9 protein-coding genes and 1 pseudogene are annotated in these 12,404 nt (G+C 72.4%); 4 read left to right on the forward strand and 6 right to left on the reverse strand.

Annotation, left to right across the window (positions count from 1 at the left end):
• Window positions 1-98: 98 nt before the first annotated feature.
• Together ACIBN2_RS02335 and ACIBN2_RS02340 are read right to left on the reverse strand one after the other, a co-directional pair.
• Window positions 99-905 carry a pectate lyase gene (locus tag ACIBN2_RS02335; RefSeq protein WP_399132209.1) on the reverse strand — a complete coding sequence of 269 codons (807 nt, stop codon included), beginning with the start codon at window positions 903-905 and terminating at the stop codon, window positions 99-101.
• 31 nt (window positions 906-936) lie between these two features.
• Window positions 937-1,233, reverse strand: a pseudogene (locus ACIBN2_RS02340) (pectate lyase); the annotation flags it as partial.
• Window positions 1,234-1,676: 443 nt separating this feature from the next.
• On the opposite strand from ACIBN2_RS02340, the gene ACIBN2_RS02345 reads away from it, so the two are divergent.
• Together ACIBN2_RS02345 and ACIBN2_RS02350 are read left to right on the forward strand one after the other, a co-directional pair.
• Window positions 1,677-2,249 (forward strand): hypothetical protein, encoded by a 573-nt coding sequence (locus ACIBN2_RS02345; protein ID WP_399132210.1) that lies wholly within the window; start codon window positions 1,677-1,679, stop codon window positions 2,247-2,249.
• 9 nt (window positions 2,250-2,258) lie between these two features.
• A complete protein-coding gene (locus ACIBN2_RS02350; protein WP_399132211.1) occupies window positions 2,259-6,542 on the forward strand; it encodes a cation-translocating P-type ATPase in 4,284 nt (1,427 codons plus the stop codon).
• Window positions 6,543-6,544: 2 nt separating this feature from the next.
• Here the strand turns inward: ACIBN2_RS02350 and ACIBN2_RS02355 are convergent, their stop codons facing one another.
• Window positions 6,545-7,624, reverse strand: a complete 1,080-nt coding sequence (locus ACIBN2_RS02355; protein WP_399132212.1) for an NADH:flavin oxidoreductase/NADH oxidase — start codon at window positions 7,622-7,624, stop codon at window positions 6,545-6,547.
• Window positions 7,625-7,724: 100 nt separating this feature from the next.
• Here ACIBN2_RS02355 and ACIBN2_RS02360 point away from each other — a divergent pair, with 100 nt between their 5' ends.
• Window positions 7,725-8,078 carry an ArsR/SmtB family transcription factor gene (locus ACIBN2_RS02360; RefSeq protein ID WP_399132213.1) on the forward strand — a complete coding sequence of 118 codons (354 nt, stop codon included), beginning with the start codon at window positions 7,725-7,727 and terminating at the stop codon, window positions 8,076-8,078.
• Here ACIBN2_RS02360 and ACIBN2_RS02365 read toward each other — a convergent pair.
• Window positions 8,001-9,386, reverse strand: coding sequence for a nucleobase:cation symporter-2 family protein (locus ACIBN2_RS02365; RefSeq protein WP_399132214.1), 1,386 nt, complete (start codon window positions 9,384-9,386; stop codon window positions 8,001-8,003). The two genes, ACIBN2_RS02360 and ACIBN2_RS02365, sit on opposite strands and share 78 nt — an antisense overlap.
• A 139-nt stretch (window positions 9,387-9,525) precedes the next feature.
• Window positions 9,526-10,917 (reverse strand): FAD-dependent oxidoreductase, encoded by a 1,392-nt coding sequence (locus ACIBN2_RS02370; RefSeq protein ID WP_399132215.1) that lies wholly within the window; start codon window positions 10,915-10,917, stop codon window positions 9,526-9,528.
• Between the two features lie 190 nt (window positions 10,918-11,107).
• On the opposite strand from ACIBN2_RS02370, the gene ACIBN2_RS02375 reads away from it, so the two are divergent.
• On the forward strand, window positions 11,108-11,587 hold the full coding sequence (locus ACIBN2_RS02375) for a DUF6214 family protein (RefSeq protein ID WP_399132216.1): 480 nt from the start codon (window positions 11,108-11,110) through the stop codon (window positions 11,585-11,587).
• Window positions 11,588-11,597: 10 nt separating this feature from the next.
• Here the strand turns inward: ACIBN2_RS02375 and ACIBN2_RS02380 are convergent, their stop codons facing one another.
• Window positions 11,598-12,320 carry a TetR/AcrR family transcriptional regulator gene (locus ACIBN2_RS02380; RefSeq protein WP_399132217.1) on the reverse strand — a complete coding sequence of 241 codons (723 nt, stop codon included), beginning with the start codon at window positions 12,318-12,320 and terminating at the stop codon, window positions 11,598-11,600.
• Window positions 12,321-12,404: the final 84 nt, after the last annotated feature.

Consider the following 12,404-nt stretch of genomic DNA (forward strand, 5'->3'; position numbering starts at 1 on the left):
CGGGACCCTGGCACCTGGTCGGCACTCCCTGAGAACACCCTGAGGCCGTCGAGGGCCGCCATCCGATGTGAATGGCGGCCCTCTCTCACCGTGGGGGCTTACTTGTAAGTGATGTCGGACGACGAGTACTTGCAGTACGTTCCGTCGGCGTCCGAGCCGTTCTTCGGCGGCTCCGCACCCGTGTTGTTCCCGATGTACTTCTGGCAGGGCACGACCTTCTTGCTGCTGTCCCCGACGATGGTGATCTTCTTCAGGGTCGCGCTGTCACCGTAGTTGGTGTTGATCCCGACCAGCGCGCTGCCCTTGTAGGTCGCCTCGATGGTGTTGAGGTTGATGGTGCGCTTGTACTGCGACTTGCAGTTGCCGCAACTGCGCACCAGCTTGCCGAAGTTCTGCACGGCGAAGTTCGAGACGTTGAGCGTCCCGGCGCCGTTGAACTGGAACACCTTGTCGCTGGCCTCCTTCGCGCCACCGCCGGAGATGGTGTACACGTTGGACGAGGAGGAGCCCAGGAACGTCGCCGCGTCCTCGCCGACGTCCTCCCACCACACGTTCTGCAGGGTGCAGGCACCCAGGCAGTGGATGCCGTCGGCGGCGGGCGCGCCGATGATGACGTTCTTCACGACGGCGCCCGGGGCCAGTTCGAGGATGGGGTCCTGGTCCTCGCTCTGGCCGCCGGTGCCGAGGTCGCCGCTGCCGTAGAGGCGCTTCATCCCGTAGTCCTTGGTGCCGGACACGGAGATGGTGGCGGTGACGGCCTGGCTGCCGTTGGCGGTGGGCCAAGTCGCGGCGCTCGCCGGGGTAAGCCCGCCGCCCGTCATGACCATGACAGACGTGAGGCCGACCGAGGCCAGCGTGGCGCTCAGGGCGCGCCGGCGGGTGTACTCGGGTAAGGGAGAAGTCATGTCTCTTTTGCCTTCTTCCGGTTGGGGGTGGTCAGATCTTTCCGGCGCCCGCGCCGGACGTCACCGAGGTGACGACGGACGAGGCGGGCTCGACGGTGTAGCCGTAGGGCGGACTGGTGAAGGTGCCGACCTGGGAGATCTCGGTGGTGGCAACCGTCGTCGAGCGGAAGACGTTGTTCTCGACGAGCATCTGGGCGCCCATGCGCGAGTGGCAGGCGGTCTCGGCGCCGACGACGTAGTTGTCGTAGAAGTGCCCGGTGCCGAAACGCAGGCTGGGGATGCGGGAGTTGACGTTGTCGAACCAGCTGTGGTGGTACGTCACCCGCAGGCGCTGCCGCTGACGGCGGACTTGAAGGCGTCCAGGGTCGAGACGGTGACCGCCGCCAGGACGGATCTGTGCGGGTGTGCACGTGGGGGGTGTGTGCGCATGGGGGTGCGTCCCTTCAGGGGTCCTTGCTCGATCGTGTACGTGAATGCCGTACTTCGTGCTGAACGCCGTGCGCGAGCGAAGTGGGTCAACGGGTCTACTGTGACGCCCGCTGGTCACATCGCTGAACGGAACGTAGAGGGTAAGCGCTTTCTGGTCAACGCTTTGCGCGGAGGTTTCCAGCAAGGCCAGGTCAGAGGCAAGGGCTGCTGCTCCAGCTCAAGGCCGGATGATGCGGCGCCGAACGGGAACTCGGCCACTCCTGCATGCGGTCTCATACCGACTCGTACAGATACATACAGGCATATAAGACTCATACACACGCACATGGAACGAGGAGTGCCATGGCTCAGCAGGAGCATCGGTTGTCGTCGGTCAGCCTGCCCGGGCCGTTGCGGAACGCGGCTTCGGTGTTGCGGAAGGTGCCCGGTGCGGCAGCGGTGGCCAGGGCGGCGGGACAGGCCCTGGACATGGTCGGGGCGGTGTCGCCACGCGGGCGGCGGCTGGCCGTGTACGCCGGAGCCGGAGTCGTCGGCGTGGCGGGCGCGGTGGAGTGGCCCGTCGCCGTCACCGGAGCTGCCGTGGCCTGGCTGGCCGAGCCGCGGTCCGAGGGGGAGCGGGCCGGGGGTGCGACCGATCCGAGTCATGGCGATGAGGGCGCGGTGCCGGTGGTGGAGGAGGAGGCGGACTCTCCTCTCGGCGTGGTGCCGGTCATGGGTGACGTGTCCTCGCCCCTCGGCACGGAACCGCCGACCGGCCCGGCGGCCCCGGTCCCCGGCGTCCCGCCACCCCCTACGCCTGCCGGGGACATGGAAGTCACCGGGCCGGACAAGCCCGATCCCGACCTCCTCGGCGGGGGCGGCCCCCTCACGGATTCCGAGGACTCGACGGCACCGACCGACCGTACGACCGGCTGAGAGCGCGCCATGGTCCTGCAAGTACTGTCACGCCCGGCCGTCGCGGCGGTGGGCGTCATGGCGGCCGGCCCCCGGCTGCTGGTTCGCGGAGCCGTACCGGTGGTGGGCGCGGCCGCAGGGGCGGCGGCCGGGACGGCCCGCGCCGGGGTGCGCGGCGCGGACGGTGCGGCGCACCTCGTGCGGGTCGCCCGCGCGGCACTGAAGACAGGCCCGCGGCCCTGGCGGTCCGGTGCGCGGGCGCATCTGGCGCTGCGTCCCGAGCGGCCCGACCCGGCCTTGCCCGACGGCGGCCGGGAGCACCGGGTGCGCAAGGTGGCCGCGGCACTCGCCGAACGGCCCGACGTCCTCTACGCCTACTGGGACGGCGGTCTGCGGCGACTCGTGGTCGAAGCCGTCGACGAGGCGGTCGGCGACCAGGTCGTCGACGCGGCCACCGAACTCGCGGCCCGGCACGGACTCGCCTCGACGGACGACGACGTGGAGGAGTTCGGGCACCCGGCCGACCAGGCCGGTGTGCGGGCCGCCATGGAGGCGCTCGCCGCCGACGGGGCGGGCATCGCGATCGCGTTCGCCGGCCACCTGCTGCGGCTGCCGCCCACGCCCCGCCAGCTGACGGCGCTGGTGACGCTGCTGCGCGAGAACCCCGCCGTGCGCGCCCGGCTGCGGGCCCGGATCGGGCGCACCCGCATGGACCTGCTGCTGGCGGCCCTGAACGCGGCCACACACGGCGCGGGCAGGACTCCGGCCGCGCTGGTGCTGGACGGCGCGCTGCGCACCTGCCAGCTCGTCGAGACCCTGGCCCGCGTGACCGCCTTCGAGACCGTGCACGACGAGGTCTGCACGGCCGAGCGGGCGGGCGTGCCCGCGGACCACTGCCCGCGGCCCCCGCTGCGTACCTCCCCGGCGCAGGAGTACGCCGGCAACGCCTCGGCCGGCAGCCTGCTCGGCGCCGCGGCCGCCCTGCTGGTCAAGCGCGACATGAACGAGGCGGCCGAGGCGGTCCTCGCCGGCTCTCCCAAGGCCGCGCGCTACGGGCCCGCCGCCTTCCACGCCGTTCTGAGCACCGCGCTGTCCCGGGCGGGCGTCCTGGTGCGCAACACCGAGCGGCTGCGGGAGATCGAGATGGCCGGCACGGTCGTCCTGCATCCGAGCGCGCTGCTCGGCCCCGGCGGGGAGGCGGACGCGTGGGCCGAGGCCGTGCTGGACGCGGCGCGGCGCGCCCGGCTGAGCGTCGTGGTGGTGGACGACACCGCCTTGTCCGAGATCACGGGTCTCGCCGACCGCGTGGTGTCCGCCGGGCTGCCCCTGAGCGAGGTCGTGGCCGAACTGCGCGAGGAGGGCGGCGCCGTGGTCACGGTCGCCCGGCCGCGTTCGGCCGACGACTCCGACGTGCTGGCGGGGCTGCTCGGCGGCGACGTGGCCGTCTCCCTCGCCGATCACGACTGCGCGGTCGCGTGGGGCGCGGACGTGCTCGCCCTGCACGGTCTGCCCGACGTGTGGCGGCTGCTCACCGCGATCCCCGCCGCGCGCGCCGTGGGCCGCAAGTCGCAGGTCCTGGCCCGGTCCGGTGCCGCGCTGTCCGGTCTGCTCGTGGCCGTCGGCGAGTCGCGTGGGGCCCGCCGGACGCCGTGGCCCGGGCTGCGGCACACCCCGGTCGACGTGGGCGCGGCGGTGTCCCTGTTCCAGGGAGCGCGGGCGGCCTGGCGGGTGGCGACGGTCCCCGCCCCGCATCCCCGCCCGCGTGTGGCCTGGCACGAACTGGAGCCGCAGGACGTACAGGACACGCTGGAACGGATGCCGGACGACGAAGCCGCCTCGGCGCGGGAGGGCGGGAAGACGGGCGCGGCCGCGCCCGTCGGGCACCCCGTCTTCGCGCCGGCGCGCTGGTCCGTCCAGCTCGCCCGGGCCGTGCGCGAGGAGCTGGACGATCCGCTCACGCCCGTCCTCGCGGTCGGCTCGGCCGCCGAGGCGATCCTCGGCTCCGCCATGGACGCTCTGCTGGTCGTCGGCGCCCTCGACCTCAACGCGCTGATGGGCGGCATCCAGCGGCTGCGGGCCGAGCAGGCGCTGTCCCGGCTGCTGGACCAGCAGAAGCAGAAGGCGCGCGTCGCGCCCACGGACGAGGACGCACTGGGCGAACCGCGAACGGTCGACGCCGCCGGGCTGGGGCCGGGCGACGTGATCGAGCTGAAGACGGACGACGTGGTCCCCGCCGACGCCCGGCTGCTGTGGCAGGAGGGCCTGGAGGTCGACGAGTCCGCGCTGACCGGGGAGTCCCTGCCGGCCGAGAAGCAGACGGACCCCACCCCCGACGCCCCCATCGCGGACCGGAGTTGCATGGTCTTCGAGGGCACCACCGTCGTGGCCGGACTGGCCCGGGCCGTCGTGGTCGACATCGGCGAGCGCACCGAGGCAGCCCGCGCCGTCCACCTCGCCGCGCGGACACCCCCGGCCGCCGGCGTGCAGGGCCGGCTGCAGGAACTCATGCGCAAGGCGCTGCCGTTGACGATGGCGGGCGGCGCAGTGGTGACCGGGCTGTCGCTGCTGCGGGGCACCCCCATCCGGCGTTCCGTCAGCGGGGGAGTGGCCGTCGCCGTGGCGGCCGTGCCTGAGGGGCTGCCGCTGGTGGCCACCGTGGCCCAGCTGGCGGCGTCGCGGCGGCTGAGCCGGCGCGGCGTCCTGGTGCGCACCCCTCGCACGCTCGAGGCCCTGGGCCGTATGGACATCATCTGCTTCGACAAGACCGGCACCCTCACCGAGAACCGGCTGCGCCTGGCGCGGGTCTGCGACGACGGCGGCGCGGTTCACGCGAAGGACGACCCGGCCGGAGCCCGCACGCTGCAGGTAGCGGCCCGCGCCTGCCCGCACCTCAACGGCGGCTCCGACCGGCCGGTGCACGCCACCGACGAGGCCGTGCTCGACGCGGCCGGCCCGGACCCCGGCTGGACCCAGCTCGAAGGGCAGCCGTTCGAGGCGGGCCGCGGCTACGCCGCCGCTGTCGGCCGGACCGAGGACGGTGTCCGCGTACTCGTGGTCAAGGGCGCCCCGGAGGTCGTCCTGCCCGCCTGCGCCGCCCGGTCGTCCGCCGCCTCCCAGGTGGCGCACGACCTCGCCCGCGACGGTCTGCGGGTCCTGGCCGTGGCCGAACGGCACCTGATGGAAGGCGAGTTGGAAACCGACGTACTCGACCAGCCGCTCCACGAGCTGGAGTTCGCAGGTCTGGTGGCGCTCGCGGACGCGCCCCGCGAGACCTCGACGGCCCTGGTGCGCGGCCTGGCGGAGGCGGGGGTACGGCCGGTCATGCTCACCGGCGACCATCCGCAGACCGCCCGCGCCATCGCCGCCGACCTCGGCTGGCCCGCCGACCGCGCGGTGGTCACCGGCGACGAGCTGACGGCCGCGGACCGCCCGGCCAGGATCAGGATGCTCCAGGACGTGGGCGTGGTGGCCCGGGTCGCGCCCGAGCAGAAACTCCAGGTGATCGAGGCGCTGCGGGACGCGGGCCGGGTGGTCGCCATGGTCGGCGACGGCGCCAACGACGCTGCCGCGATCCGGGCCGCCGACGTCGGCGTCGGCGTCAGCGCCCGCGGTTCGGCGGCCGCCCGCAACGCCGCCGACCTCGTGCTGACCGGCGACGATCTCTCGGTCCTGATCGAGGCCGTGTATGAGGGCCGCGCGCTGTGGCACAGCGTCGCCGACGCCGTCGCGATCCTGATCGGCGGGAACGCGGGCGAGGTGGGCTTCGGCATCCTGGGCACGCTGCTGTCGGGCGCGGCGCCGCTGACCACCCGCCAGATGATGCTGGTCAACCTGTTCACGGACCTGTTTCCGGCGATGGCGGTGGCCGTCACACCGGACGAGGAGGCGGCCCGGGCGGCCGCCGGACTGCCCGAGGACACGCTGGACGTGCTCGGCGGATCTCTCATCACGCAGATCCGTCATCGCGCCCTGACGACCACTCTGGGTGCCGTCGCGGCCTGGCTGTTCGGCCGCTTCACCCCGGGCACCGCCCGCCGCTCCGGCACCATGGCGCTGTGCGGGGTGGTCGGCACCCAGCTCGCCCAGACCCTCCTCGACCGCCGCGACAGCCCACTGGTCCGGGCCACCTCGATCGGCTCCGCGGTCGCCCTCGTCGCCCTGGTCCAGACACCGGGTGCCAGCCACCTGTTCGGCTGCACCCCGCTGGGCCCGGTCGCCTGGACGGGCGTGGCCGCGGCGATCGCGCTCGCCGTGTGGGGGCAGCGGGCGCTGCCCCGGCTGGAGGGGACGGTGCAGCGGCTCGCGGGACAGTAGGGCTAGACCGAGCGGTGGTACTGGTCCGGGACGTGCACGTCCGCGCCGAGTTCGCGGGCCGCGTGCCGGGCCCACGACGGGTCGCGCAGCAGCTCACGGCCGAGCAGCACCGCGTCCGCGTCGCCGTTGGCCAGGGTCTTCTCGGCCTGCTCGGCCTCGGTGATCATGCCCACGGCGGCGACCGGCAGGGACGTCCCGGCCTTGACCCGCGCCGCGAACGGCACCTGGTAGCCCGGACCGGTCGGGATGCGGACGCCGGAGGCGTTGCCGCCGGTGGAGACGTCGAGCAGGTCGATGCCGTGCGCCTGGAGGTCGGCGGCGAAGCGGACCGTGTCCTCGGCCGTCCAGCCGTTCTCCTCCAGCCAGTCGGTCGCCGAGATACGGAAGAACAGCGGCTTGTCGTCCGGCCACACCTCCCGTACGGCGTCCACGACTTCGAGCGCGAAACGGGTGCGATTCTCGTACGGGCCGCCGTAGGCGTCGGTGCGGTGGTTGGAGTGCGGGGAAAGGAACTCGTTGATCAGGTAGCCGTGGGCGCCGTGGATCTCGGCGACCTCGAAGCCTGCCGCGAGCGCGCGGCGGGCGGCGTCCGCGAACTGCCCGACGATCTGCTGGATCTGATCGGCCGTCAGCTCGGTCGGCACCACGTGCCGCTCGTCGAAGGCGAGCGCGCTCGGTGCGAGCGGCTGCCACCCGCGGTCGTCCGGCCCCAGCGGCCCTCCGCCCGTCCAGGTGCGGTCGGTCGAGGCCTTGCGGCCGGCGTGTGCCAGCTGGATGCCGGGCACCGTGCCCTGGGAGACGAGGAAGCGGGTGATCCGGCGGAAGGCCTCGACCTGCGTGTCGTTCCAGATGCCCAGGTCGTACGGCGAGATCCGGCCCTCGGGCGAGACGGCCGTGGCCTCGGTGAGGATCAGGCCCGTGCCGCCGGCCGCGCGCGCCGCGAGGTGCGTGAAGTGCCAGTCGTTCGGAGTGCCGGTCGCGGGCCCCTCGGGCTCGGCCGAGTACTGGCACATCGGGGCCATCCAGACCCGGTTCGGAATGGTCACGCCACGCAGGGTGAAGGGCTGGAAGAGGGCGCTCATGAGGAGCTGCTCCGTTCTCGCGGGACCGCAGGACGCTTCGTACGATAGCCATCGTAGTACGTGAGATGTCAAACTACGACGTCTCTCGTACAATGGCTCCGTGAGTACCGCCCCCGCCACCAGCAGCCGCGACCTGCCGCACCCCGCGAGCGCGGACATCCGCCTCGAGTCCGTGCTGCACGCGCTCTCCGACCCGATGCGGCTGCAGATCGTGCGTGAGCTCGCCGCCGACCGCGACGAGCTCACGTGTTCGCAGTTCGCCCTGCCGGTGACCAAGTCCACGACCACGCACCACTTCCGGGTGCTGCGCGAGGCGGGGGTGATCCGGCAGTGCTACCGGGGCACGGCCAAGATGAACGGCCTGCGCCGGGACGACCTAGACGACCTCTTCCCGGGGCTCCTCGACGCCCTGCTCTCCGCCGCCACCCGGCAGGCCGTCCGTCTCGGCGGCTGAAGTCGCCTTCGAGGGAAGGTGGTTGAAGAGCAGGTTCAGCACGATCGCCGTCAGGCAGCCCGCGCTGATGCCGCTGTTCATCACCGTCTGGAACCAGTCGGGGAACTTCGCGTAGACGGTCGGCACCCCGACCGGAAGCATGCCCACGGCCACCGACACCGCCACGACCGTGAGGTTGTGGTTGTCCTTGAAGTCCACCTGCGCCAGGGTTCTGAGGCCGCTCGCGGCCACCGTCCCGAACATCACCAGACCCGCACCGCCCAGCACGGGCGCCGGGATCGCCGCGACCACGGCCCCCAGCTTGGGCAGCAGCCCGAGCAGCACGAGGATGCCGCCCGCGGTGGCCACGACCCAGCGGCTGCGCACCCGGGTCATGCCGACGAGGCCGACGTTCTGTGCGTACGCCGTGTACGGGAAGGTGTTGAAGACGCCGCCCAGAACGGTCGACAGGCCGTCCGCGCGCAGGCCGTCCGCGAGCGGGCGCGGCTCGACCTTGCGCCCGGTCATCTCGCCGACGGCGATCAGGTCACCGGTCGTCTCGGTCATCGTCACCAGCGCCACGACCAGCATCGAGACGATCGCCGAGACGTGGAAGGTGGGCGTGCCGAAGTGGAAGGGCGTGCTGATGCCCAGCCAGCCGGCGTCGCCGACCCCGCCGAAGTCCGTGAACCCGAAGGGGACCGCCACCGCAAGTCCGACCGCGATGCCGATCAGCACGGCGATACGGCTCAGGAACGCCGGCGCGAACCGCTGCACGCCCACCACCAGCACCAGCACGAAGGCGGCCAGCGCCAGATTCCTCGGCTCGCCGAAGTCCTTCGAACCGGCCCCGCCCGCAGCCCAGTTGCCCGCGACCGGCAGCAGCGAGAAGCCGATGATCAGGATGACCGTGCCGGTGACCAGCGGCGGGAAGAAGCGCAGCAGCTTGCCGAAGACCGGCGCGAGCAGCATGATCGCGAGCCCCGCGACGATCACCGAGCCGTAGATCGCGGGCAGTCCGCCACCGGTCGTGCCGATGAGCACCATCGGCGACACCGCCGCGAACGTGCAGCCCTGCATGATGGGCAGCCGTACGCCGAACCGCCAGAAGCCCACGCACTGGATGAGCGTCGCGATCCCGCACACCAGCAGGTCGGCGGTGATCAGATACGCCAGGTCCGCAGGCGACAGCTTCATGGCGCCGCCCACGATCAGCGGCACCGCCACCGCGCCCGCGTACATCGCGAGCACGTGCTGCAGACCGAAGGCGGCCAACTGCCGTACGGGTGGGACCTCGTCCACCGGATGGACGGGGGCGGTGGTGGTCATGGGCACTCCAGAGCGACGGGGGAGGGGCATCCGAACGGGGACGTCCGGACAGCACGAGACCGTAGGGGCCTTGAACAGTTTGTTGATGTCCGGACTGTTGCCGATGTGTGTCCTGCCCACCTACCGGTCTCCGACTCCCCTACGGCGCCTGCGGTGCACTCGCCGTCCGCGCCGCCGCCAGCAGCGACTCCCAGTCCGCCAGCTTGACGACACCGCGGCCCAGCGACGCCCCGAGGGCGGCCTCGGCCCGCTCGATCGCCTGCCATCCCGACCACTCGACGGGCTCGGCACCCTCCGCGCGCAGCGCCGCGACCGGATCCGTCGGCGGCCGCTGGCGTGCGAGTGCGGAGGCGTCGTCCAGCAGCGACAGCACCGTCTCCTTGGCGCACGGACGGTTGGTGCCGATCACGCCCGTCGGGCCGCGCTTGATCCAGCCCGCCACGTACTCGCCCGGCGCGACCGCGCCCGCCCGTACGACGCGCCCCGCGACGTGCGGCACGGTGCCGCTCGACGCGTCGAACGGCAGCCCCTCCAGCGGAACTCCGCGATACCCCACCGACCGAAGCACCAACTGCGCCTCGACGTCCTCGAATCGGCCCGTGCCCCGAACACCGCCCCGCCCGTCGGGCTCCGTCCGCTCGAAGCGCACGGCGCCCACGCGCCCTTCCCGACTCCCGGCTCCGTCCGAGCGGGAAGTACCCCCGTCGGCGAGCAGTTCGACCGGGCGAAGGAAGAAGCGCAGCCGGATACGGCGCGGGGCGTCCTCGGGCGGCACCTGGGCCCAGCCGCTCAGCACCTCCACGTTGCGCCGCTGCGCCGCCGGCAGCGCGGAGAGATCCGCGCACCCGGGATCGAGCGCCAACTCCTCGGGATCCACGAGGAGTCCGGCACCCGGGAGGCCACCCAGCTCGCGCAGCTCCTTGGTGGTGAAGCGGGCCTGGGACGGTCCACGCCGGCCCACCATGTGGATGTCGCCCACCCGGCTCGCGGCCAGCGCGCGAAGCGCCGCCTGCGGCATGTCGGTCGGGCTCAGTTCCGCCGGACCCCGGGCCAGCATCCGGGTGACGTCCACCGCGACGTTCCCCACGCCGATCACCACGGCCGACCGTACGTCACGCAGGAAACCGTCGTCCGCGGCGTCCGGATGGGCGCTGTACCAGGACACGAACTGCGTCGCCGACCAACTGCCCCGCAGATCCTCGCCGGGAATGCCGAGATGGCGGTCGGTGGCGGCACCCACGCAGTACACGACCGCGTGGTACAGCTTCTTCAGCCTCGCCGCGGGCAGCCCGCCGCGGCCCACCCGCACCGCGCCGAGGAAGCGCACCCGCTCGTGCTCCAGGACCGTACGCAGGTTGTTCTGCAGTGACTTGATCTTCTCGTGGTCGGGTGCGACGCCGTAGCGCACCAGGCCGTAGGGGCACGGCAGCCGGTCGATCACGTCGACGCGCACGTCGGAGTCGAGCTGGACGAGATTCTGCGCGGTGTAGACCCCGCTCGGCCCGGCGCCGACGACGGCGACACGCAACAAGGCGGAACTCCTTACGAGAGGAGATCGCTGACGTCTCCAGCATCGCACCGCCGCTGCTCCGCTGACAGGGTGCAGGCACGGTATGAACGTGCGTGTCCACCCTTGCGGTATGTGATCAGGTGGTTACGTACCGCGTGTGCTAGAAGCATCCTTTCTTAATCTTTCTGATCGTTGTCCGACGGATGGCACCGTGTCCGTATGGCCCGCGTGGGAAGTGCGGGAGGACGAGCGCACCACGACGTGGTACACCGTCCGGCTGGGCTTCGGCGACGGTGCCCGCATCGACGTGCTCGCCGTGGTCGGCGACGGGGCCGTCTCGCTGGAAGAGGTCCGGGCCCAGCCGCCCCTGTCCCTGGACGACCTCGCGGAACTCGGCGACTGGCTCGAGGAACCGCTCTTCCTGGCCTGCGTCCCCGGACCCGGTCCGGCCGCGGAGCACCTCACGTCCGCGAGCTCCCGCCGGGGCCGCCCCGTCTGGCCCCCGGGCATCGAGGGCCGGCGCCGCATCGCTCAGGAGTACCGCACCGCGCAGCAACAGGGCGCCGACCCCGTTCTCGCGGTGATGTGCGCGACCGGGCACAGCCGTCGCAGGTCGCTACGGCTGATCTCACAGGCGCGCGACTCCGGGTTCCTGACACCCCGTCATGTGCGACGTCGGTCCGCCTCTTAGTGACGGACGCCTACAACTGCCCAGATCGATCAGCGGAGTTGGACGGCTCCGGCAGGTCCGGCCGATCGCCCGGCTCCTCGCCGGTCGCGAAGAACCGTGACAGGTCCGAGTCGCCGCTCCCCGCGGCGGCCGCAGCGCCGCTGCCCGGCGGTGTGCCCATCTCCCAGTCCAGCCGGTAGCGCTTGAACAGCTCGGCCCGCAGCGTCGTGAGCGACATCGGGACGTTCGGCAGCACCATCGCGTAGACGGCGCCCATCAGCAGGGACCGCATCATGGGGTAGTCCCCGTCGACGTCCTGCGACCCGTGCCGGGCGACCGCGTCCCGCAGCAGTTCGGCCAGGCGCTGCTGCTCCGGGCACTGCACGAAGCCCTCCGCCTGGAGCAGCCCCGCCATGTGCTGGCGCATCAGCACGGGCCGGTCCCGGCCCAGACCCAGGATCGCGTCGATCGCCCGCGCCATCCGCTCCCGGCCGTCCTCGCTGCGCGGCTCCCGCTCCACCGCCTCCTCCAGCGTGCGGTGCATCAGCCGGTGCACCGCGGACTGCACGAGCTGGCGCTTTCCCGGGAAGTAGTACGAGACCAGACCGCGCGCCGAGCCGGCTCTGTCGGCGATGTCGGCGAGCGTCGTCGCCTCGTACCCACGCTCACCGACCAGTTCGACGGCCGCCTGCAGAAGCCGCTCGCGGGAACGCCGCCGCAACTCTTCATTGACCGACGCGCTGCGCGGGGACATGCTTGACTCCTGCGTTGACTGGCTGCCAGCCAACTATACTCAGCAGCGTCCACGATCGGTGCTCCGTAGGGGCTGGTCAGGGCT

Source organism: Streptomyces sp. NPDC050534, assembly GCF_044457745.1.
Lineage (GTDB): Bacteria > Actinomycetota > Actinomycetes > Streptomycetales > Streptomycetaceae > Streptomyces.

Coding starts and splice junctions, on each gene's coding strand:
- ACIBN2_RS02380 (WP_399132217.1), bottom strand. CDS start 12,320: ATGTCCCCGCGCAGCGCGTCGGTCAATGAAGAGTTGCGGCGGCGTTCC.
- ACIBN2_RS02345 (WP_399132210.1), top strand. CDS start 1,677: ATGGCTCAGCAGGAGCATCGGTTGTCGTCGGTCAGCCTGCCCGGGCCG.
- ACIBN2_RS02350 (WP_399132211.1), top strand. CDS start 2,259: ATGGTCCTGCAAGTACTGTCACGCCCGGCCGTCGCGGCGGTGGGCGTC.
- ACIBN2_RS02355 (WP_399132212.1), bottom strand. CDS start 7,624: ATGAGCGCCCTCTTCCAGCCCTTCACCCTGCGTGGCGTGACCATTCCG.
- ACIBN2_RS02335 (WP_399132209.1), bottom strand. CDS start 905: ATGACTTCTCCCTTACCCGAGTACACCCGCCGGCGCGCCCTGAGCGCC.
- ACIBN2_RS02365 (WP_399132214.1), bottom strand. CDS start 9,386: ATGACCACCACCGCCCCCGTCCATCCGGTGGACGAGGTCCCACCCGTA.